This window comes from Mycobacterium parmense (assembly GCF_010730575.1).
Lineage (GTDB): Bacteria > Actinomycetota > Actinomycetes > Mycobacteriales > Mycobacteriaceae > Mycobacterium > Mycobacterium parmense.
Genome location: NZ_AP022614.1, coordinates 2,978,399 through 2,999,206, shown reverse-complemented (window position 1 = coordinate 2,999,206; position 20,808 = coordinate 2,978,399). Strand labels below are relative to the sequence as shown.

General features: G+C 71.9%; 19 protein-coding genes. 9 read left to right on the top strand and 10 right to left on the bottom strand.

Features of this window, described 5'->3' with window-relative positions:
• Nucleotides 1–25: 25 nt before the first annotated feature.
• Entirely contained in the window at nt 26–469 is a 444-nt protein-coding gene (locus G6N48_RS13705) for a hypothetical protein (RefSeq protein ID WP_276080677.1), read from the top strand.
• Here G6N48_RS13705 and G6N48_RS13700 read toward each other — a convergent pair.
• From G6N48_RS13700 to G6N48_RS13690, 3 genes are read right to left on the bottom strand one after another with little or no spacing between them, the layout of a single operon-like run.
• Nucleotides 421–903, bottom strand: a complete 483-nt coding sequence (locus tag G6N48_RS13700) for a GNAT family N-acetyltransferase (protein ID WP_085267681.1) — start codon at nt 901–903, stop codon at nt 421–423. The two genes, G6N48_RS13705 and G6N48_RS13700, sit on opposite strands and share 49 nt — an antisense overlap.
• Nucleotides 900–2,006, bottom strand: coding sequence for an isochorismate synthase (locus tag G6N48_RS13695; protein ID WP_085267682.1), 1,107 nt, complete (start codon nt 2,004–2,006; stop codon nt 900–902). Before G6N48_RS13695 ends, G6N48_RS13700 begins: the two co-directional genes overlap by 4 nt.
• On the bottom strand, nt 2,003–2,614 hold the full coding sequence (locus G6N48_RS13690) for an acid phosphatase (RefSeq protein ID WP_085267683.1): 612 nt from the start codon (nt 2,612–2,614) through the stop codon (nt 2,003–2,005). Before G6N48_RS13690 ends, G6N48_RS13695 begins: the two co-directional genes overlap by 4 nt.
• A gap of 77 nt (nt 2,615–2,691) precedes the next feature.
• On the opposite strand from G6N48_RS13690, the gene G6N48_RS13685 reads away from it, so the two are divergent.
• Nucleotides 2,692–3,492 carry a ParA family protein gene (locus G6N48_RS13685; protein WP_085267684.1) on the top strand — a complete coding sequence of 267 codons (801 nt, stop codon included), beginning with the start codon at nt 2,692–2,694 and terminating at the stop codon, nt 3,490–3,492.
• Nucleotides 3,493–3,747: 255 nt separating this feature from the next.
• Here G6N48_RS13685 and G6N48_RS13675 read toward each other — a convergent pair whose 3' ends face one another.
• On the bottom strand, nt 3,748–4,962 hold the full coding sequence (locus G6N48_RS13675; RefSeq protein ID WP_085267685.1) for an Rv3212 family protein: 1,215 nt from the start codon (nt 4,960–4,962) through the stop codon (nt 3,748–3,750).
• 27 nt (nt 4,963–4,989) lie between these two features.
• Nucleotides 4,990–6,492, bottom strand: a complete 1,503-nt coding sequence (locus tag G6N48_RS13670) for a DEAD/DEAH box helicase (protein ID WP_085267686.1) — start codon at nt 6,490–6,492, stop codon at nt 4,990–4,992.
• Between the two features lie 261 nt (nt 6,493–6,753).
• Here G6N48_RS13670 and G6N48_RS13665 point away from each other — a divergent pair, with 261 nt between their 5' ends.
• A complete protein-coding gene (locus G6N48_RS13665; protein WP_085267687.1) occupies nt 6,754–7,470 on the top strand; it encodes a ferritin-like fold-containing protein in 717 nt (238 codons plus the stop codon).
• Between the two features lie 7 nt (nt 7,471–7,477).
• Here the strand turns inward: G6N48_RS13665 and G6N48_RS13660 are convergent, their stop codons facing one another.
• Nucleotides 7,478–8,245, bottom strand: a complete 768-nt coding sequence (locus tag G6N48_RS13660) for an MmpS family transport accessory protein (protein ID WP_085267688.1) — start codon at nt 8,243–8,245, stop codon at nt 7,478–7,480.
• Between the two features lie 217 nt (nt 8,246–8,462).
• Here G6N48_RS13660 and G6N48_RS13655 point away from each other — a divergent pair, with 217 nt between their 5' ends.
• Complete coding sequence (locus G6N48_RS13655; RefSeq protein ID WP_085268029.1) at nt 8,463–8,732, top strand: DUF3107 domain-containing protein; 270 nt, start codon at nt 8,463–8,465, stop codon at nt 8,730–8,732.
• Here the strand turns inward: G6N48_RS13655 and G6N48_RS13650 are convergent.
• Entirely contained in the window at nt 8,719–9,402 is a 684-nt protein-coding gene (locus tag G6N48_RS13650; protein WP_085267689.1) for a TetR/AcrR family transcriptional regulator, read from the bottom strand. The genes G6N48_RS13655 and G6N48_RS13650 overlap by 14 nt on opposite strands.
• Before the next feature lie 208 nt (nt 9,403–9,610).
• Between G6N48_RS13650 and G6N48_RS13645 the strand changes: the two genes are divergently transcribed.
• From G6N48_RS13645 to G6N48_RS13635, 3 genes are all read left to right on the top strand, one after another.
• A complete protein-coding gene (locus G6N48_RS13645) occupies nt 9,611–10,645 on the top strand; it encodes a DUF3152 domain-containing protein (protein ID WP_085267690.1) in 1,035 nt (344 codons plus the stop codon).
• Nucleotides 10,646–10,753: 108 nt separating this feature from the next.
• On the top strand, nt 10,754–11,932 hold the full coding sequence (gene moeZ, locus G6N48_RS13640; protein ID WP_085267691.1) for an adenylyltransferase/sulfurtransferase MoeZ: 1,179 nt from the start codon (nt 10,754–10,756) through the stop codon (nt 11,930–11,932).
• Between the two features lie 36 nt (nt 11,933–11,968).
• The gene (locus tag G6N48_RS13635) at nt 11,969–12,823 is read left to right on the top strand and encodes a TIGR02569 family protein (RefSeq protein WP_085267692.1); all 855 of its coding nucleotides are present in this window, start codon (nt 11,969–11,971) and stop codon (nt 12,821–12,823) included.
• Here G6N48_RS13635 and G6N48_RS13630 read toward each other — a convergent pair.
• The 3 genes from G6N48_RS13630 to G6N48_RS13620 are packed head-to-tail and all read right to left on the bottom strand — an operon-like array spanning nt 12,820 to nt 14,119.
• Complete coding sequence (locus G6N48_RS13630; protein ID WP_085267693.1) at nt 12,820–13,128, bottom strand: MGMT family protein; 309 nt, start codon at nt 13,126–13,128, stop codon at nt 12,820–12,822. The two genes, G6N48_RS13635 and G6N48_RS13630, sit on opposite strands and share 4 nt — an antisense overlap.
• A 2-nt stretch (nt 13,129–13,130) precedes the next feature.
• Nucleotides 13,131–13,925, bottom strand: coding sequence for an alpha/beta fold hydrolase (locus G6N48_RS13625; protein ID WP_085268030.1), 795 nt, complete (start codon nt 13,923–13,925; stop codon nt 13,131–13,133).
• On the bottom strand, nt 13,922–14,119 hold the full coding sequence (locus tag G6N48_RS13620; RefSeq protein WP_085267694.1) for a hypothetical protein: 198 nt from the start codon (nt 14,117–14,119) through the stop codon (nt 13,922–13,924). Before G6N48_RS13620 ends, G6N48_RS13625 begins: the two co-directional genes overlap by 4 nt.
• 162 nt (nt 14,120–14,281) lie before the next feature.
• Between G6N48_RS13620 and G6N48_RS13615 the strand changes: the two genes are divergently transcribed.
• Nucleotides 14,282–17,455 (top strand): ATP-dependent helicase, encoded by a 3,174-nt coding sequence (locus tag G6N48_RS13615; RefSeq protein ID WP_085267695.1) that lies wholly within the window; start codon nt 14,282–14,284, stop codon nt 17,453–17,455.
• The gene (locus tag G6N48_RS13610; RefSeq protein WP_139825621.1) at nt 17,416–20,778 is read left to right on the top strand and encodes an ATP-dependent helicase; all 3,363 of its coding nucleotides are present in this window, start codon (nt 17,416–17,418) and stop codon (nt 20,776–20,778) included. Before G6N48_RS13615 ends, G6N48_RS13610 begins: the two co-directional genes overlap by 40 nt.
• Nucleotides 20,779–20,808 lie beyond the last annotated feature (30 nt).

Here is a 20,808-nt window from a genome sequence, read left to right as displayed (position 1 = left end):
GACTACGCTGACGCTGGTGAAGTTCCTGCCTGGCAACGCAGATGATGTGGTCCCGGCCGTGGTACGCGCCGCAGGTGTCATCGTCGCGGTGCAGGGGCTGGCGGCGCTGGCGATGGCCGTGGTGCTGGTGGTTCGGGGCGCCGCGGGGGCCGACCAGCGCGTCGTCAACGGCCTGGGCACCGCGGTCTGGTTCGTGCTGGTCGGCGCCGTGGTGCTGGCCGCCGGGCGCGCGCTGACCTTCGGGAAGCGGTGGGGCCGCGGGCTGGCGGTGGTCACCGAGCTGCTGCTGCTGCCGGTCGCCTGGTACCTCGCGGTGAGTTCGCACCGCGCCGCTTTCGGGCTTCCCCTGGGTGTGCTGGCGCTGACCGTGCTGGTGCTGTTGTTCAGCCCCGCGGCCGTTCGGTGGGCCGCGGGCGGCGGTCAGGCGGGTCCCGCCAGCTCGGCCAGGCGCCGGCCGGACAGCCGATAGGTGGTCCATTCGCGCTGCGGTTGGCCGCCGACCCCGTCGTAGAGCGCGATGGCGTCGGTGTTCCAGTTGAGCACCGCCCACGACAGTCGCGTGTAACCGCCGGCGACGCATTCGGCCGCCAGCGCCGCCAGCAGTGCGCGGGCCAGGCCGCGGCGGCGAAACCCCGGCCGCACGTAGAGGTCTTCGAGGTAGATCCCCGCGACACCGTCCCAGGTGGAGAAGTTGGGGAACCACAGCGCCGTGGCCGCGATCTTGCCGCCGACCTCCGCCACGTGCCCGTACAAGGTCGGTGGAGCGCCGAAAAGTGCTGCGGCGATTTGCTTTTCGTTGACCGTGCACTGCTCGGCGGCGTGCTCGAAGTCGGCGAGCGCATGGATCATGTCGGTGATGTCGGCGGCATCCCCCCGCCGGGCGCGACGAATGTCGCCGCTCATCGCCCGACGTCCAGTGCGCGCAGGATCGTCGCGAATTTGGTTGTGGTCTCCGCCAATTCGTCATCGGGGTCGGATTCGGCGACAATGCCGCCGCCGGCGCGCGCCAGCGCGGTGCGCCGGTCCGCCGACAGCTGCGCGCACCGGATCGAGACCACCCAGTGGCCGTCGCCGCGGGCGTCGCACCATCCCACGGCGCCGGCGTAGAAGCCGCGGTCGCCTTCCAGCTCGGCGATCAGCTCCGTCGCGGCCTTGGTCGGCACGCCGCCGACCGCCGGGGTGGGGTGCAGCGCCAGCGCGAGATCGATTGCGTCGGTGGAGGTGTCGCGCAGGCGGCCGCTGATCGGGGTGGACAGGTGCCAGACCGCCGCGGTGCGGCTCAGCTGCGGTTCGGCGGCAATCTCCAGCCCGTCGCACAGCGGCTCGAGGGCGACCCGCATGGCCTCGATCACCAACTGGTGCTCGTGACGGTCCTTGGCCGATGCGGCCAGCGCCGCGCCGTTGGCGGCGTCGGCTTCGGGGTCGCCGGCGCGCGGGGCCGAACCGGCGAATGGCTTGCACACCACCCGGTCGCCGGAGCGGGCGACCAGCAGCTCGGGGCTGGCGCCCACCAGGGCGGCGCCCGCGTAGTCGCCCCCGGCTGCGGTCAGGTCCACGAGGTAGCCGTAGGCGGCCGGGTCCGCGGCGACCAGCCGGCGCAGGATGACGCGCGCGTCCAGGGGCGCGTCGGCGACCAGACGCAGCGCGCGGGCGAGCACCACCTTGTGCAGCGAGGCGTCCGGCGCGGTGAGTTCGTCGCGTGCCCGGCTGATGCGGGCGCGATACTCGGCCGGCGCCGGGAGGGCGGCGGCCACGCGCACGGGCGGCAGCGGGCCCGTCGGCCACCCTGGCGGGCCGTCGGTGGTGCGCACTGTCTCCGGCGCCAGCAGGGCCGCCGGATCGTTGACGTCGAAAGGCAACGCGCCCAACACAATCGGAACCGTGCCGGCCCGCAGGGCCGCCTGCGCAGCACGGACGTTGTGGTAGCGCCGTCGCACCCCACCAGCGACGACCGTGTTCGACGGCCCGCACAGCGCGAACGGCGGTTCGCCTTCGGTGCCGCTCACCCGGGCGCGATCGCCTGCGGTAGGCCGGTCAGCCCGAGCGCGGCCAGCTGCCGCACGCCGTGCTCGAACCCGCACACCGCGATCGAGCCGGCGAGCATCCAGAAGCGGCTGCCCTCGACCAGCGGAAGCTCGACCCACCGTGTGATGATCGAGCGGGAGAAGTGGCTGTGGCCCACGAAAATCACGTCGCGAGAGGTCATGTGTTCCAGCGCCAGCGCGACGGCCCGGTCGGCGCGGTCGCTGACCTGCGCCACACTCTCACCGCCCGGGCAGCCGTGCGTCCAGATCAGCCAGTCGGGCACCGATTCGTGGATCTGCTCGGTCGTCAGCCCTTCGTAGGAGCCATAATCCCATTCCGACAGCAGGGGGGTCACGTCGTCGACGCTGAGCCCGGCCAACTTCGCGGTGGTCAACGCGCGAATGCGCGGGCTGCTGATCACCAGCGGGTCGGAGAGGTTGAGTTCGCGCAGGACGCGGCCGGCCAGCTCAGCCTGGAGGCGGCCCGTGTCGGTCAGTTCGATGTCGGTGCGGCCGGTGTGCTGGCCGGACTTCGACCACGCCGTCTCGCCGTGGCGTAGCAGTACAAGTCGGTGGTTGTGCAAGCCCATATCGACTGATTCTGCCGGACGCCCGACTCTGCCTGTTGGTCGAAGCGCATCACAGACGGACGTGCCAGGATGGCAGTGTGAGTAAGACTCGGATATTGGCGGTGGCCAACCAAAAGGGCGGCGTGGCCAAGACGACCACGGTTGCCTCGCTGGGCGCGGCGATGGTCGACCAGCGGCAGCGAGTCCTGCTCGTCGACCTTGATCCGCAGGGGTGCCTGACCTTCTCGCTCGGCCAGGATCCCGACAAACTTCCGCTCTCCGTGCACGAGGTGCTGCTCGGCGATGTCGAGCCCGACGCCGCTCTGGTCGAGACGATGGAGGGCATGACGCTGCTGCCGGCCAATATCGACCTCGCCGGGGCCGAGGCGATGCTGCTGATGCGCGCCGGCCGCGAATACGCGCTCAAGCGGGCGCTGGCCAAGCTGGCCGACCGGTTCGACGTCGTCGTCATCGACTGCCCGCCCTCGCTGGGCGTGCTCACCCTCAACGGGCTGACCGCCGCCGACGAGGTCATCGTTCCGCTGCAGTGCGAGACGCTGGCGCACCGCGGCGTCGGCCAGTTCCTGCGCACCGTCGCCGACGTCCAGCAGATCACCAACCCGGAGCTGCGGCTGCTCGGCGCCCTTCCGACCCTGTACGACTCGCGGACGACCCACACCCGCGACGTGCTGCTCGACGTCGCCGACCGTTACAACCTGCCGGTGCTCGCCCCGCCGATCCCGCGCACGGTGCGGTTCGCCGAGGCCAGCGCCTCGGGTGCCTCGGTCATGTCGGGACGCAAGAACAAGGGGGCGTCGGCCTACACCGAGTTGGCCCGGGCGCTGCTCAAGCACTGGAAGACGGGCAAGCCGCTGCCCACCTTCGCCGTGGAGGTGTAGCGGCGATCGCCAGCGCGGTGGAGCCGGGCGCAGCGGGTCGCCGCCGTGGAGGTGTAGCGGCGATCGCCAGCGCGGCGGAGCCGGGCGCAGCGGGTCGCCGCCGTGGAGGTGTAGCGGCGATCGCCAGCGCGGCGGAGCCGGGCGCAGCGGGTCGCCGCCGTGGAGGTGTAGCGGCGATCGCCAGCGCGGCGGAGCCGGGCGCAGCGGGTCGCCGCCGTGGAGGTGTAGCTCGAGTTTCGCGCCCACTGCGCGGCATCAGCCCAGCGCAACGACGGTGTCACCCCGCTGCTCGAAGACCTTCGATCCCGACACGGTGGGCACCACGGCAGCACTGGTCGGCGCCCGATTCACGGGTATGTAGCGTTCGTTGGCGCCGCTGACCGGGTCGTACACGCCGATCGCCCCGGTGACCGGCACCAGCAGCCGGCCGGCCATCATGGTGCCCGGGCCCAGCGGCGCCGTGCTGCCTCCCGCGGCGATCGTGTAGCGCGGCGTCAGGTTGGCGGCGTCGAAGACCATCACGGAGTCGCCGGTCCACCAGGTGACGACGTTGCCCGCCTGCGACACCGCCGCCGACTTCGACGGCGGCTTGGGCAGCAGCGTGCTCGACACGGTGGCGCCGGTCTCGTCGACCACCTCGACCCGGGGCTGCGGGGTCGGGAGGTAGACCGCGGTGTTGTTGGCAAAGACCGTCAGCACCCGGGCGCCCGAGTCGGGCCGGATGCCCGGTTCGGCGAGGGCGCGCTGCTCCGGTTCGTCGTCCTCCTTGCCGGGCCGCAACAGCACCAGCCGCACGTCGGCCTGGTCCGCGCAGCTCTCCAGCACCGAGACGGCCGACGAACTCGCCGCGGCCGAGAGCAGACGGCACCCGGAGTGCAGCCCGCGCGCCGACGGTTTGACCCGGGCGTCGGTCTCGCCGTACGCCAGCATCCGAACCATGTCAGACCGCCAGAGCTCGAGCCGGGTGTCGCCGACGGACAGCACCGTCGTGCCGTCCGACGAGAGGCGCACGCGCGGGTCGGCGTAGCCGCTGCGCGCCGGCCCGCGGCGGCCCGTGGCCCCCTCGATCGTGCTCACCTGCCCGCAGCCGCGGTCGTCCCGGTAGACGGCGACGGCGTAGCGGTACAGCCACGAGACCCCGCACAGGTCGGTGTCCCGTGAGTAGCTCCAGCGCGACTGGCCGGTGCCGGGGTCGCGCCCGTCGACCCGGCGGCCACCGCCGGTGGCGACCAGGCCGCCCACCACCACGGGTGCGGTGGTGGCGGGGCTGCTGGCGGTCCACAGCTGTTTGAGGGCTGCCGGGACCTCGCGGGCGGGGGTGGGGTTGGGCGCCGGGACGGCGGCAGGCCTGCTGATGGTGGCGCGGGCGTCGCTCGTCCACCAGATCAGCGAGGCGACCGCGGCCACGGTGATCGCGATCGCCGCGGCGGCGAGGATGTCGCCCTTGGTCCGGCGCTCGGGTTTGACCATGCTGCGGGCCTGCGGGCCTGGTTGGCCCTAGTTGGCAGGGGCGGCGGCCGACGATTGGGCGGGCTTGCGCCGCCGGCGCCGCCGCCGGCCAGGGTTGTCGGACTGGGCGCCCGACGGCGCGTCCCCGTTGGTTTCGGCCGTGGCGGGCGCGCTGCCGCCCGGGTGTCCGGTGACGGCCTGGCCACCCCGGGTGCGGCGGCGGTTCCGGGAGGTCGAACGGGACCGGGCGGGGCTGCCCGGGGTTTCCGGCGACCCGGCGTCGCGCCGCTTGACCGGCGATTTACGCGGGGTCCCGACCGTGCTGCTCGCCTCGGCGGGGATGCCCAACTCGGCGTAGAGGTGCGGCGAGCTGGAGTAGGTCTCGGCCGGATCGGGAGTGTCCAGGCCCAGCGCCTTGTCGATCATCGACCACCGGGGCAGCTCGTCCCAGTCCACCAGCGTGACGGCGACGCCGGTCTTGCCGGCGCGGCCGGTACGCCCGATCCGGTGCACGTAGGCCTGCTCGTCCTCGGGGATCTGGTAGTTGATGACGTGCGTGACGTCGTCGATGTCGATGCCGCGGGCGGCCACGTCGGTCGCGACGAGCACGTCGATGTCGCCGGTGCGGAACGCCTTGAGCGCCTTCTCCCGGGCGATCTGGCCCAGGTCGCCGTGCACGGCGCCGACCTTGAAGCCGCGCTCGGCCAGCTCGTCGGCGACCTTCTGCGCGGTGCGCTTGGTGCGGGTGAAGATCATCGTCGCCCCGCGGCTCTCCGCCTGCAGCACCCGGCTCACCAACTCCACCTTGTCCAGGGCGTGCGCGCGGTAGACGAACTGCTCGGTGGTGTCGTGCGTGGCGGCCGAATGGGGCGCCTCGGCCCGGATGTGCGTGGGCTGATTCATGAAGGTGCGGGCCAGCGTGATGATGGGGCCCGGCATGGTCGCCGAGAACAGCATGGACTGGCGGTCCTCGGGTATCTGCCGCAGGATGCGCTCGATGTCGGGCAGGAAGCCCAGGTCGAGCATCTCGTCTGCCTCGTCGAGCACCAGCATGGACAGCCCGCCCAACTGCAGGTGGCCCTGCTGGGCCAGATCCAGCAGCCGGCCGGGGGTGCCCACCACGACGTCGGCGCCGGTACGCAGCGCGTCGATCTGCGGCTCGTAGGCCCGTCCTCCGTAGATGGAGACCACGGACAGTCGGCGCCCGCCGTCGGCGGTCAGGTACTTGGCCGCGGCGGCCAGGTCGTCGGTGACCTGCATGCACAGCTCACGGGTGGGCACCACGACCAGGGCGCGGGGGGCGCCGGTGAGCGCGCGCACGCCCACGCCGGAGGTGATGCGGTTCAGCAGCGGCACGCCGAAGGCCAGGGTCTTGCCCATGCCGGTGCGAGCCTGGCCGATCACGTCGTCGCCGGCGAGCGCCAGCGGCATGGTCAGTTCCTGGATGGCGAAGGGGCGCTCGATGCCCTTCTCCGCCAGTGCGCGCACGATCTCGTCGCGGACGCCGAGTTGGGCAAAGGTCAGTTCAGTTGTGCTCGTCGGTGCGGTCATACGTTGGGGGAAGCCTTTCGGTGACGTTTTCGATTGGTGTCGGTGTTCTCATGTCGCGGTCACGCGCGCACGAGTTCCGACTCCGATCACGTCGCCGAGTCGCCGGCCCCTCGTTCTCATTGGGATCATCCAGGCGGGCCAGCACGTGCACGCACATTTCGCCGGTAGTGGCGGTAGGACTACAGCCAAAACCTGTCCCCATGATAGCTGGTCGACAGCTGGCACCCATGTCGCGCCAACTCCGCCGACTAGAGTGTTGCCATGACCCGGCCCTCCTGCGAGCCCGCTTCCGCCGACCAGGCGGACGATGCCACCGACCTGAGGGCCCCCCGTCTCACGGCCGATCATCCAGGTGTCAACGAGTTGTTCGCGGTCCTGGCCTACGGCGAGATCGCGGCGTTCTACCGGCTCACGGACGAGGCCAAGATGGCCCCGGACCTGCGCGGCCGTATCTCGATGGCGAGCATGGCGGCCGCCGAGATGCAGCACTACGAAGTGCTCCGCGACGCACTGGACCGCCGCGGCGTCGACGTGGTGACCGCGATGGCGAAGTACGTTTCCGCGCTGGAGAACTACCACCGGCTGACGATGCCGAGTACGTGGTTGGAAGCCTTGGTGAAGACTTACGTCGGCGACGCCCTGGCCGCGGACCTGTACCTGGAGATCGCCGACGGCCTGCCCGACGAGGTCGCCGACGTCGTGCGGGCCGCCCTCTCGGAAACCGGGCACTCGCAGTTCGTCGTCGCCGAGGTGCGCAAGGCGGTGACGTCCAGCGGCAAGCAGCGCAGCCGGCTGGCGCTGTGGTCGCGCCGCCTGTTCGGCGAGGCGATCACCCAGGCGCAGTACCTGCTGGCCGACCACGACGAGCTGGTCGACCTGGTGATGTCGGGCGCCGGCGGTCTGGGCCAGCTCAACGCCTTCTTCGACCGTCTGCAGCACACCCACGACCGGCGGATGCGCGAGCTCGGCCTGAGCTGACCTGCGCCTACTTCGTGCAGGTCGCCAGGTTGGAGTTGGCGGTCGAGGCCACCACCGTCTCGCCGGCGGCGTTGACGATCGAGCAGTCCAGTCGCCCGAGGAAGCTCGTGGCCACCACCGACTGGGTCTGGACGCCCGGATTCAGCACGACCGCCCTCGACCAGGGCAGAGAGACGTTGAACTCGGTCTGGGGGTAGCCCCGCGCGTCCGTGTACACCACGTTGACCAGGTCGAGCAGCTGCTTGGTGCCGGTCACGGTGTAGACGACCGTGCGCGGATTCAGCGTGGCCAGCGGCGGGGCGACCGAGGGCGGCGCCGCGACGGTCGGCGCTCCCGGCGAGTAACCGGGCCCGTAGGCGGGCGGCGCGCTGGGCGTGGTCACCGTGGTGAACGTCTCGGCCGGCAACTGCGGGGCGGCGGAGACGCTCGGCGCCTGGCTGGGTGCGACGCTGGGCGCCGCGCTGGCCGCCGTCGTCTTCGGCGCCGCGGGCGCGGAGGTCAGCGGGCGGGGGGCCGAGGGGCCCACGGTCGCCTTGGTCGACGCGCTGTCGCCGCTGTTGATGATGACCGCGGTCGCGATGGCGCCGACGGCGACCACGACGCCGAGTACGGCAGTGACTGAGCGCCAGCGGAATTCGACCGGCCAGCCCGTCCAGGTGTAGTCGTCGTCGGGGTAGACGTCGGTGTCGTCGGTATCCCAGTCGTCCTCGTCGAGGTGCTCGAAGTCCCCGCGGGACTCACGTACGCCGGCGCGCTGCGACAGTGTGGTACCCATGGGGCCGACGGTACGGATGTGAAAGCACGTGGGGGCGGGGAGCGCGCGGGTGTCAGCCCGGTTGGAAGCGAATCGTTACCGATCGGTTAGCGTCGTTTCGCTCACGGCGAACTGTGAGGTGCACCGGGGCGGGCACTCTGCGTCCGGGCTCGTCCGCCACGTCGATTAGCCTGCTGCTGACAGGTCTGCGACTTGATGCCAACGAAAAGGGGTGACCGTGGAGGTCAAGATCGGTATCTCCGACAGTCCGCGCGAGCTGGTGCTTTCCAGCGCGCAGACGCCGGCCGAAGTCGAGGAACTGGTCAGCGCCGCACTGAGCGAGGGCTCGGCTCTGTTGAGGCTGAGCGACGAGCGCGGTCGCCGCTTCCTGGTGCACACCGCCAAGATCTCCTACGTCGAGATCGGAGTCGCCGACGCCCGACGGGTCGGCTTCGGGATCGGCGCAGAAGTCGCGGGGCTCGCGGGTAAGGGCGCTAAGAGCGAGTAAGCGGCACGTGTGACAGGCCGCCCCACGCGAAGTGGACCGTGCCCTCGACGGCGTCCGCCTTGGAGATCGGCCGGTCCGAATCGAGCCAGTACCGGGCGCAGTCGACGCTGATGCCGACCAGTCCCACCGCGATCATCCGGGCGCGGTGGGGGTCCAGGCCGGAGTCGGCGCTGATCAGCGCGAACACCGCGTCGATGCAGGATTCGGTGGCGACCCGGACCTGCGCGGCGACCTCGGGCTCGGTCACGTAGTCGTTTTCGAAGATGAGCCGGTAGCCCTGGCTGTCGTGCTCGATGAAGTCGAAGAAGGCCTGCACTGCGGCGTGCAGCCGGCGTCGGTTGTCGGTCGTGGTGCGCAGCGCCTGCTGCACGCCCGAGACCAGGTTTTCCACGTGCCGGGCAAGCACGGCCAGATACAGCTCGAGCTTGCTCGTAAAGTGTTGATAGAGAACGGGTTTGCTGACACCCGCGCGATCGGCGATCTCGTCCATGCCGGCTGCGTGGTAGCCGCGGTCGACGAAGACATCACTTGCCACGCTCAACAACTGGCCGCGGCGCTCATCGCGCGGCAACCGGTTGCCACGCCGGCTCGCCGCCGCCAGACCGTCGGCCGGACGACCGCGATCGGCCGGCGTGACACGGCGTGCCGTCTCCCTGGCGAGTTCGCTCATCGAGTCCTCATCTGACTTGTCCGGTAGCCGGCCGTCGGACAGACCCCGCGCCGGCCGCGCTCGTTGCAAAGACCTTACTACCCGTGCGGACTTCGTGATCGGCATCGATGGCGTATCCGCTGGCAGTGACGGTTTCGGGCGCGCGCATGCGGGCGCGCCAAAGGCGGCATTCCGGTTCGTGGGGTGCCTGCTGTGCCATCCTGGGGAAATGACCTACCAGCGGCCCAGCCGCGGCAGCGGCCGAGTTCCGGTGCTGCGCGACGAGTGGCGCGAGCCGCTGCGGGCCCTGCGCGACCCGATCGCCCGGGACGGCGGCCGGGCCCGGGCCGACCGGGAGCGGCCGCGCCAGTGGCGCAAGCAGACATGGCTGGGCCGATTCGTCTCCACCTACGGCTGGCGCGCGTACGCGCTGCCCGCGCTGGCGGTGCTGACCGCGGTGGTGATCTATCAGACGGTGACGGGCACGGGCGCGCCGAAACCCACTGCGAGGCAGTCCATCCAGGGTCCGCCGGCCATCGGCGCGGTGGGCACTGCCATCATGGACGCCCCGCCCAAGGGACTGGCCGCCTTCGACGCCAACATCCCGGCCGGGACGTTGCCCGACGGCGGCCCGTACACCGAGGCCGGCGACAAGACGTGGCAGGTGGTGCCCGGCACCACGCCGCAGATCGGGCAGGGCACCGCGAAGGTGTTCCGCTACACCGTGGAGGTGGAGAACGGCCTGGACCCCACGATGTTCGGGGGCGACACCGCGTTCGCCGAGATGGTGGACCAGACGCTGGCCAACCCGAAGGGCTGGACGCACAACCCGCAGTTCGCGTTCATCCGGATCGACGGGACCAACGGGGGCACCCCGGACTTCCGGATCTCGCTGGTGTCGCCGGTGACCGTGCGCGAGGGCTGCGGCTACGAATTCCGGTTGGAGACGTCGTGCTACAACCCGTCCTACGGTGCCGACCGGCAGGCGCGGGTCATGATCAACGAGGCGCGCTGGGTGCGCGGGGCCGTCCCGTTCGAGGGGGACGTGGGGTCCTACCGGCAGTACGTGATCAACCACGAAGTCGGCCACGCCATCGGCTACGTGCACCACGAGGCCTGCCAGCAGCAGGGCGGCCTCGCGCCGGTGATGATGCAGCAGACGTTCTCCACGTCCAACGACGACGCCGCAAAATTCGACTCCGATGTCGTCAAGGCGGACGGGAAGACCTGCCGGTTCAACCCCTGGCCGTATCCGATCGCCTAGAAGCTACGGCGACCCGCGTCGCCCGGCTCCGCCGCGACACACTTCCCCCGGGACGGTCCGGGTAGCCTCGGATTACCGGGAACGCGAAGCTGATCAAGGAGAAGTTCGGTGTCGACGTCGTTGCCGCCGCTGGTTCGGCCCGCTCGCGAACTGACCCGCGACGAGGTGGCCCGCTACAGCCGCCATCTGATCATCCCGGACCTGGGCGTCGACGGGCAGAAGCGGCTCAAGAACGCCCGGGTGCTGGTGATCGGTGCGGGCGGTCTGGGCGCGCCGACGTTGCTCTATCTGGCCGCCGCCGGGGTGGGCACCCTCGGCGTCGTCGACTTCGACGTCGTCGAGGATTCCAATTTGCAGCGCCAGATCATCCACGGCGTGGCCGACGTGGGTCGGTCCAAGGCGCAGTCGGCCCGCGAGTCGATCGCCGCGATCAACCCGCTGGTGCAGGTGCGGCTGCACGAGGTCAGGCTGGACGCCGGCAACGCCCTCGACCTGTTCGGGCAGTACGACCTGGTCGTGGACGGCACCGACAACTTCGCCACCCGGTACTTGGTGAACGACGCCGCGGTTCTGACGGGAAAGCCGTACGTGTGGGGCTCGATCTTCCGGTTCGAGGGACAGGTGTCGGTTTTCTGGGAGGACGCCCCGGGCGGTCTCGGCCTGAACTACCGGGATCTCTACCCGGAGCCACCGCCGCAGGGCACGGTGCCGTCCTGCGCCGAGGGCGGCGTGCTGGGCGTCATCTGCGCCTCCGTTGCCTCGGTGATGGTCACCGAGGCGATCAAGCTGATCACCGGGATCGGCGAATCGCTGCTGGGCCGCCTGATGATCTACGACGCGCTGGCCATGAGCTACCGCACCATCAACATCCGCAAGGATCCGCTCGCGCCGAAGATCACCGAACTGGTCGACTACGAGCAGTTCTGCGGCACGGCGCTGGAGTCAGCCGCGCACGATCCCGCCGGCTCTGCGATCACGCCGCGGGAATTGCGCGCGCTGCTGGACTCAGGCGAGAAGCTGGCCCTGATCGACGTGCGCGAGCCGGCGGAGTGGGACATCGTGCACATCGACGGCGCACAGCTGGTTCCGCAGTCGTCGATCAATTCGGGCGAGGGCCTGGCGATGCTGCCGCAGGACCGGATGGCGGTGCTGTACTGCAAGACCGGCGTGCGTTCGGCGCAGGCGGTGGCCACGGTCAGGAAGGCCGGGTTCGCCGACGCCGTGCATTTGGAAGGCGGGATCATGGCGTGGGCCGAGCAGCTACAGCCCGACATGGTCATGTACTGAGCCAGTCCGTCCCGCCCGCTCGTTTAGGCTACCTGTGTGAATGTCGAGCCACCGCCGGATCATGTGCTGTCGGCGTTCGGCCTGACCGGCGTCAAACCGGTGTCCCTGGGGCCCAGCTGGGAAGGCGGCTGGCGATGCGGGGAGGTCGTCATGTCCCTGGTGCCCGACCACGCCCGCGCGGCCTGGTCGGCCCGGGTGCGCGAGACGCTGTTCGTCGACGGCATCCGGCTGGCGCGCCCGGTGCGCTCGACCGACGGGCGCTACGTGGTGTCCGGCTGGCGCGCGGACACGTTCGTCGCCGGCACGCCGGAGCCCAGGCATGACGAAGTCGTCTCCGCGGCGGTCCGCCTGCACGAGGCGACCGGCAAGCTGGAACGCCCCCGGTTTCTGACCCAGGGGCCGACCGCGCCGTGGGGCGACGTCGACATCTTCATCGCGGCCGACCGTGCCGCGTGGGAGGAACGACCGTTGGCCTCGGTGCCGCCGGGCGCCCGCACGGCCCCACCCACGGCCGACGCCGAGCGCTCGGTCGAGCTGATCAACCAGCTCGCCATGCTGCGCAAACCCACCAAGAGCCCCAACCAGCTCGTGCACGGCGACCTCTACGGCACCGTGCTGTTCGTGGGCACCGCGGCGCCGGGGATCACCGACATCACGCCGTACTGGCGCCCTGCATCGTGGGCGGCCGGTGTCGTCGTCGTCGACGCGCTGTCCTGGGGTGAGGCCGACGACGGTCTCATCGAGCGGTGGAACGCGCTGCCGGAATGGCCGCAGATGCTGTTGCGGGCGTTGATTTTTCGTCTGGCCGTGCATGCGCTGCACCCGCGGTCGACCGCCGAGGCTTTCCCGGGCCTGGCCCGCACCGCGGCCATGATCCGCCTGATGCTCTAGCGCCCGGGCGGGAATTCGTAACGGAATTCGCCGAGCGCGACCTTGCCGTCCACGGCGAGCACCCCCTCGGCGCGCAGCAGTTCCAGCTGGCGGGCCCTCAGATGGCGCGCGGGCCGGCCGCTCGCGGTGATCACCCGGTGCCAGGGCAGGTCCGAGGAGTCGGTCCGCATGATCCATCCGACGATGCGCGGACTGGAAAGCCCTGCCACAGCGGCGATATCGCCGTACGTGACGACGTTGCCCGGCGGGATCGCGGCGACCAGAGCGCGCACGCTCTCGACCTGTTCGTCGGTGATCGGCGCCATGGTCAGCGGCCCTGCGGATCCGTCACGAGCTCGCGGATCAGGGTGGCGACGTCGTCGGGCCTGGCGTAGGGCACCATGTGGTTGCAGTCGAAGTCCAGGAGCCGGAAATCGTCACCGAGGCGCCCCTGCAGTCCCGCGACCAGGCGATCGCCGACGTAGGGCGGCGAGGTCTGTTTTGCCCGCACCAGCGTCGTCGGCGTCCCCGGTGGCGGCAGCACCAGGTCGCGGGCCAGCTCGCTCCAGTACGACATCATCGCCGGAATGTCGACCCGCCAGCCATAACGCCCGTTGGGGAGCCCGATCAGATGCTCGTCGATTTCGGCGTCCAGCAACGCGGGGTCGACGTCCGACCATGACCCCGACGCCTTCTCCATCCGCGCCTCCTCGACGTCGGGGTAGTCGGGTGAGGCGAACATCGCATCGGCGATCTCGCGCATCCACCCGCCGTCGAGGGCAACCGCCGGGTCGAGCAGCAGTATCGCCCCCACCAGGTCCGGGCGCGCCGCGGCGAGATGCATCGCGACCGCGCCGCCGAACGAATGGCCGACCACCAGCACCGGCCCACCGGCTTGCGAGTCGAGCAACGTGGCCAGCGCCGTGACGTTGGCGTCCAGCGTCCACGGCGCCGCCCACGACGACCGGCCATGGCCGAGCAGATCCGGTGCGGCGAAGGCGATCTCGGGCAGATACCCGGCCGTGTGTTGCCAGCGCTGTCCGTGGCCGGTCAACCCGTGAATCGCCAGGACTTGTGCCGGCCCCGGCGGACCGTAGCGGTGCACGTGCAGATCGGCGGTCAGCGGTCGTCCCACTCGTCGTCGACGTCGACGATGTAGGCCTGTTCCATCACGTCGGCCTCGTTGGCCTCGCGGTCCGCGGCGGCGAGGTATTCGGTGTCCAAGCCGGCCTGGTCGTCGCCGTCGGCGGGTCGCTGTTGCTCGGCGGCGTCGGCTTCGGGCGGTTCGTCGATGGGAAAGCCACGGTCGACGTCCATGTGAACCCTCCTATCATTCGTCCAGCTGATCGCGGTCGCCTTCGACGGCCTGTCAGTTCCGGCCTCCAGACTAGGAGCCCACGGCCCGCCCCTCCGCTTCTGGGACGGGAGTCACTGTGCCCGCGGGCCCGACTTGTCGTACCCCGGTGCTTTCATGCAGCCATGTCATACACCTGGGATGCCGAGGCGCGTGCGGTCCTGGCGCCGGGGTTCCGCGGGCTGGTGCGCGTCCTCGGCGGCCCCGGAACGGGCAAGAGCAGCCTGCTCGTCGAGGCCGCAGTCGCCCAGATCGACGCCGGTGTGGACCCGGGATCGGTTCTGCTGCTCACGGGTTCGGGCCGGCTGGGGATCCGCGAGCGCGGCGCGCTGACGGCGAAGCTGCTCGGCTCGCGCCCGGACGGCCCGTGCCGTGCCGCCGTTCGCGAGCCGCTGGTGCGCACGGTGCACAGCTACGCCTACGCGGTGCTGCGCCGCGCGGCCGAACGGGCCGGTGACGCGCCCCCGCGGCTGGTCACCAGCGCCGAACAGGACGCCATCATCCGTGAATTGCTCGCCGGCGATCTCGAGGACGGCCCCCGCGCGGCCAGCGGGTGGCCGGCTCAGCTGCGGCCGGCCCTGGGCACCGCGGGCTTCGCCGCCGAACTGCGAAACCTGTTGGCCCGCTGCTCTGAACGCGGCGTCGACCCTCAGCGGCTGGAACGGCTCGGGCGTCGGTGCCGCCGCCCGGATTGGACGGCCGCGGGCCGGTTCGCGCGTCAGTACGAGCAGGTGATGCTGCTGCGCTCGGCGGTCGGGACGGCGTCGCCGCAGGCGACCACCCCCGCGTTGGGTGCCGCCGAGCTGGTGGGCGCCGCACTCGAGGCGTTCGCGATGGACCCGGAGTTGCTGGCGGCCGAACGCGCCCGGATCCGCGTCTTGCTGGTCGACGATGCCCAGCAGCTCGACCCGCAGGCGGCCCGCCTGGTGCGGGTGCTGGCAGCGGGCGCGGAGCTGGCGTTGATCGCCGGCGACCCCAACCAGGCGGTGTTCGGCTTCCGGGGTGGGGAACCCGCCGGACTGCTGGGTGATGGCTTTGGTGAAAGCGATTCTGGCACAGTGGTATTGACGGTATCGCGGCGCTGTGCGCCGGCGGTGGCGCGGGTGGTCAGCGGCGTCGCAGGTCGGTTGCCGGGCAGCGGCACCGGCAGGCGCATCGACGGCGCCGGGGCCGAGGACGGGTCCGTCACGGTTCGCCTCGCCGCGTCGGAGCACGCCGAGGCGGCGCTGATCGCCGACGCGCTGCGGCGCGCACACCTGGTCGACGGCGTGCCGTGGTCGCAGATGGCGGTCATTGTCCGGTCGGTGCCGCGGGCCGGTGCGCGGTTGCCGCGGGCCCTGTCCGCCGCCGGGGTCCCGGTGGCCTGCCCACGAGTCAGCGGATCGCTGTGGGAGGAGCCCGCGGCACGGGCGTTGCTCATGGTGCTGGCGGCCACCGCCGACGGGCTCGACGGCGACCAGGCGATGGCCCTGCTGACCGGGCCCATCGGCCGCGTCGACCCGATCTCGTTGCGGCAGTTACGCAGGGCGCTGCTGCGCGCCAACCCCGCACAGCCGCCGGGCGACCTCGGCGGCCTGCTGGTCGACGCGCTGCGCGGCGACGCGCCGGCACGGGGACCGCAGTTTCGCGCCGTGCACCGGGTGCGCGCCGTTCTCGACGCGGCCGCGCGCTGCCATCGTGGGGGGCCGCAGACACCGCCCCACGGCGGCGACCCGCGCCACACGCTCTGGGCGGCTTGGCACCGCTGCGGCCTGCAGCGGCGCTGGCTGGCGGCGAGTGAGCGCGGTGGCCCGGTCGGCGCCCAGGCCACCCGGAACCTCGCCGCGGTGACCGCATTGTTCGACATCGCCGACGACTATGTGTCCCGCACCGCGGGGGCGTCGCTGCGCGGCCTCGTCGAGCACGTCGCCGCCCTGCGGCTGCCGGGCGCCCCCACCGAGACGGGGCCGGCGGGCGAGGAGGTCAGGGTGCTCAGCGCGCACGCCGCGCTGGGACACGAATGGGACTTCGTCGTCATCGCCGGCCTGCAGGAAGGTTTGTGGCCCAACACGGTTCCGCGCGGCGGCGTGTTGGCCACGCAGCGGCTGCTCGACGTGCTGGACGGGGTGACACCCGACGCCTCGGTGCGCGCGCCACTGCTGGCCGAGGAGCGCAGGCTTCTGGTGGCGGCGATGGGCCGGGCGCGGCGCCGGTTGCTGGTGACGGCCGTCGACAGCGACGACGGCGGGGCCGACCAGGAGGGCGCGCTGCCGTCGGCGTTCTTCTCCGAGATCGCGCGGTGGGCCGGCGGTGACGGCGAGCCGGCCTTCGTGCAGCCGGTCGCGGCGCCGCGGGTGTTGTCGTCGGCGGCGCTGGTGGGGCGGCTGCGCGGCGTCGTGTGCGCTCCCGACGGGAGCGTCGACGACGTCACCCGGCAGTGCGCGGCAACACAATTGGCCCGGCTGGCCACAGCCGGCGTGCCGGGCGCCGACCCGGCCGGCTGGCACGGCCTGACGCCGGTGAGCACCAGCGAACCGCTGCGCGGCCGCGAGGACGTCGTCACGCTCACCCCTTCTACCCTGCAGACTCTGACCGACTGCCCGTTGCGCTGGCTGGCCGAACGTCACGGCGCAACGAACCCGCGCGACCTGCGGTCCACCATCGGCTCGGTGGTGCACGCGCTGATCGCCGAACCGGACAAGACCGAGGCGCAGCTGCTCGCCGGGCTCGACCGGGCCTGGAAGCATCTGCCGTTCGACGCGCAGTGGCATTCGGCCAACGAGCTGGCCCGTCACCGCGCGATGATCGAGGCCTTCGCACACTGGCGGACGCGCACGCGGGGTGAGTTGACCCAGGTGGGAGTCGAGGTCGAGATCGACGGGAGCCTGGGTGCGGCGGGAGAAGACGGCGGGCAGATCCGGCTGCGGGGCCGCGTCGACCGGCTGGAACGCGATGCGGCGGGCCGCCTGGTGATCGTCGACGTCAAGACCGGCAGGACACCGGTCACCAAGGACGACGCGCAGCAGCACGCCCAGCTCGCGATGTACCAGCTGGCGGTGGCCGAGGGGATGGTCGCCGACGGCCGGGAGCCCGGCGGGGCGCGGCTGGTCTACGTCGGCAAGGCCGGGTCGGCGGGGGCCACCGAACGCGAACAGGATCCGCTGACACCCGCGGCACGGGACGAATGGCGCGACGCGGTCCGGGCGGCCGCCGCGGCGACCGCGGGGCCGCAGTTCGTCGCGCGGCGCAACGACGGTTGCGCGCACTGCCCGATACGGTCATGCTGCCCGGCCCATACCAACGGGACGGAACCGCAGTGAGTTTCGCACCCACCCACAGCCCGGCCGACCTGGCGGGCGCGCTGGGCCTGTTCCCGCCCACCGCCGAGCAGGCCGCGGTCATCGCCGCACCGCCCGGTCCTCTCGTCGTGATCGCCGGGGCGGGCGCCGGCAAGACGGAGACGATGGCCGCCCGGGTGGTGTGGCTGGTCGCCAACGGCTACGCCGATCCAGGCCAGGTGCTGGGATTGACCTTCACCCGCAAGGCCGCCGGGCAGCTGTTGCGCCGGGTGCGGTCCCGCCTGGCCCGGTTGAGCGGCCTGAACCTGGACCGTCGCGCCGCGACGGATTTCGAATCGGCCGGCGCCCCGGCGGTCAGCACCTACCATGCGTTCGCCGGCTCGCTGCTGCGCGACTACGGGCTGCTGTTGCCCGTCGAACCCGACACCCGCCTGCTCGGCGAAACCGAGTTGTGGCAGCTCGCTCTCGACGTGGTCAGCGCCTACCGCGGTGAGCTGCGCACCGACAAGACCCCGGCCGCGGTCACCTCGATGGTGCTGCGACTGTGGGGGCAGCTGACCGAGCATCTGGTGGACACGCGCCAGCTTCGCGACACGCACGTGGAGCTGGAGCGGTTGATCCACACGCTGCCGGCCGGTCCCTGCCAACGCGACCGCGGCCCCAGCCAGTGGCTGCTGCGGCTGCTGGACACCCAGACGCAGCGTGCGCAGCTGGTGCCGCTGCTCGACGCGCTGCAGGAGCGCATGCGCGCCGCGAAGGTGATGGACTTCGGCATGCAGATGGCTTCGGCGGCCCGGTTGGCCGCCGATTTCCCGGAGGTGGGCGAGGAGGTGCGCGGCCGCTACCGGGTGGTGTTGCTCGACGAGTACCAGGACACCGGGTACGCCCAGCGGGTGGCGTTGTCGGCGCTGTTCGGGGGCGGGGTCGACGACGGGTTGGCCCTGACCGCGGTCGGCGACCCGATTCAGTCGATCTACGGCTGGCGCGGGGCCTCGGCGACCAACCTGCCGCGGTTCACCACCGACTTCCCCCGCTCCGACGGCACCCCCGCGCCGGCGCTGGAGCTGCGGACCAGTTGGCGCAACCCCCCGCGCACCCTGCACGTGGCCAACGCGATATCGGCGGAGGCGCGCCGACGATCGGTCGCCGTGCATGCGCTGCGGCCACGTCCGGGCGCTCCGCCGGGCACCGTGCGGTGCGCTCTGCTCGCCGACGTGCGCACCGAACGCGAGTGGATCGCCGACCAGGTTCACCGGCAGTATCAGCGGGCCCGGGCCGACGGCGTCGAGCCGCCGACCGCCGCGGTGTTGGTGCGCCGCAACGCCGATGCCGCGCCCGTCGCAGAGGCCCTGCGCGCCCGCGGCATCCCGGTCGAGGTCGTGGGGCTGGCCGGGCTGTTGTCGATCCCCGAGGTCGCTGACGTGGTGGCCATGCTGCGACTGGTCGCCGACCCGGCCGCGGGGGCGGCCGCGCTGCGCGTGCTCACCGGCCCGCGCTGGCGGCTCGGCGGGCGAGACCTTGCTGCGTTGTGGCAGCGCGCCCTGACCCTCGGCGCGGGACTGGGCGCGCCGTCGGGTGAGGCGCCGTCGCCCGAATCGATCGCCCGCGCGGCCGGACCGGACGTCGACGCCGCCGGCCTGGCCGACGCCATCAGCGACCCGGGACCGCCCGGCCCCTATTCCCCCGAGGGTTATCGGCGCATCGGCGCGCTCGCCGCCGAGCTGAGCATGCTGCGCGACCACCTGGGTCACCCGTTGCCCGATCTGGTCGCCGAGGTGCGCCGCGTGCTCGGCGTCGACTGCGAAGTGCGCGCCGCGGCCATGGCGTCCCAGATCGCCGGGGGCGAGGCATGGGCGGGCACCGAACACCTCGACGCCTTCGCGGACGTGGTCGCGGGCTACGCCGAACGCTGCGGCGCGACGGATGCGCCGGCGACGGGGTCGGCGGCATCGGTGGCGGGCCTGCTGGCCTTCCTCGACGTGGCCGACGATGTCGAGAACGGTCTGGCGCCCGCCTCGGTGACGGCGTCGCGGGACCGGGTGCAGGTGCTGACCGTGCACGCCGCGAAGGGATTGGAGTGGCAGGTGGTGGCGGTGGCACATCTCTCGGGTGGCATCTTCCCGTCGACCGCGTCGCGAAGCACGTGGCTGACCGACGCCGCCCAACTGCCACCGCTGCTGCGCGGCGACCGCGCCGCCGCGGGCGTACTGGGCATCCCGGTGCTCGACACCGCGGACGTCACGAACCGAAAGCAGTTGTCTGACGCCATCTCTGCCCATCGCGACCAACTCGAGCAGCGGCGGGTGGACGAGGAGCGCCGGCTTTTGTACGTGGCCATCACGCGCGCCGAGGACACCCTGCTGGTGTCCGGCCACCACTGGGGCGCCACCGGCATGAAGCCGCGGGGCCCGTCGGAGTTCCTTTCCGAGCTCAAGGACATCATCGACCGGTCGGCCGCCGCCGGTGATCCCTGCGGCGAGGTCGACCACTGGGCGCCCCCGCCGGCCGACGGCGAGCGAAACCCGTTGCGCGACGACGTCGTCGAGGCGGTTTGGCCCGTCGACCCGTTGGCGGCACGGCGCGGCGACGTCGAACGCGGGGCGCAGCTGGTGGCCCGGGCGATGACCGCCGATCCCGCGCAGGCCGGCGTCGACGTCGACGGCTGGGGCGCCGACGTCGACGCGTTGCTGGCGGAGCGCGCGAACTCGGGCGCGGGCGCCGGCCGCGCGCTGCCCGGCCAGGTGTCGGTCAGCGCGCTGGTGGATCTTGCGCGCGACCCCGCGGGCGCGGCTCAGCGCCTGATACATCGGCTGCCGGCGCGTCCCGATCCGCATGCATTGCTGGGCAACGCTTTTCACACCTGGGTCCAGCAGTTCTACGGCGCAAAGTGGCTGTTCGACCTCGGTGATCTGCCGGGTGCCGCCGACGCCGATGTCGGCGACGGCCGCGAGCTGGCGACGCTGCAAGCGGCGTTCGCCGGATCGTCGTGGGCCGCCCGCAGCCCCGTGGCGGTCGAGGTGCCGTTCGAGATGCCGATCGGCGACACCGTGGTGCGCGGCCGCATCGACGCGGTGTTCGCCGACCCCGACGGCGGCGCCACCGTGGTCGACTGGAAGACGGGTGAGCCGCCGCACGGGCCGGAGGCCGTGCGGCAGGCCGCCGTCCAGCTCGCCGTCTACCGGCTGGCGTGGGCCGCGTTGTCGGGGGTCCCGGAATCGAAGGTGCGCACCGCGTTCTACTACGTGCGGGCGGGCGCCACGATCTCGCCCGGCGATCTGCCCGGTCCGGGTGAACTGGCGGGGTTGCTGGCCTCGTCGTCCGGCGCCCCGAGCGCAGACCTGTGAGCTCTGCTGCCCGAGTATTGGGGATTCGGT

Excerpts from the sequence above, each read along its gene's own strand:
- G6N48_RS13700 (WP_085267681.1), bottom strand. The coding sequence starts at position 903 with ATGAGCGGCGACATTCGTCGCGCCCGGCGGGGGGATGCCGCCGACATC.
- G6N48_RS13690 (WP_085267683.1), bottom strand. The coding sequence starts at position 2,614 with ATGGGCTTGCACAACCACCGACTTGTACTGCTACGCCACGGCGAGACG.
- G6N48_RS13675 (WP_085267685.1), bottom strand. The coding sequence starts at position 4,962 with ATGGTCAAACCCGAGCGCCGGACCAAGGGCGACATCCTCGCCGCCGCG.
- G6N48_RS13670 (WP_085267686.1), bottom strand. The coding sequence starts at position 6,492 with ATGACCGCACCGACGAGCACAACTGAACTGACCTTTGCCCAACTCGGC.
- G6N48_RS13665 (WP_085267687.1), top strand. The coding sequence starts at position 6,754 with ATGACCCGGCCCTCCTGCGAGCCCGCTTCCGCCGACCAGGCGGACGAT.
- G6N48_RS13660 (WP_085267688.1), bottom strand. The coding sequence starts at position 8,245 with ATGGGTACCACACTGTCGCAGCGCGCCGGCGTACGTGAGTCCCGCGGG.
- G6N48_RS13650 (WP_085267689.1), bottom strand. The coding sequence starts at position 9,402 with ATGAGCGAACTCGCCAGGGAGACGGCACGCCGTGTCACGCCGGCCGAT.
- G6N48_RS13645 (WP_085267690.1), top strand. The coding sequence starts at position 9,611 with ATGACCTACCAGCGGCCCAGCCGCGGCAGCGGCCGAGTTCCGGTGCTG.
- G6N48_RS13630 (WP_085267693.1), bottom strand. The coding sequence starts at position 13,128 with ATGGCGCCGATCACCGACGAACAGGTCGAGAGCGTGCGCGCTCTGGTC.
- G6N48_RS13620 (WP_085267694.1), bottom strand. The coding sequence starts at position 14,119 with ATGGACGTCGACCGTGGCTTTCCCATCGACGAACCGCCCGAAGCCGAC.
- G6N48_RS13615 (WP_085267695.1), top strand. The coding sequence starts at position 14,282 with ATGTCATACACCTGGGATGCCGAGGCGCGTGCGGTCCTGGCGCCGGGG.
- G6N48_RS13610 (WP_139825621.1), top strand. The coding sequence starts at position 17,416 with ATGCTGCCCGGCCCATACCAACGGGACGGAACCGCAGTGAGTTTCGCA.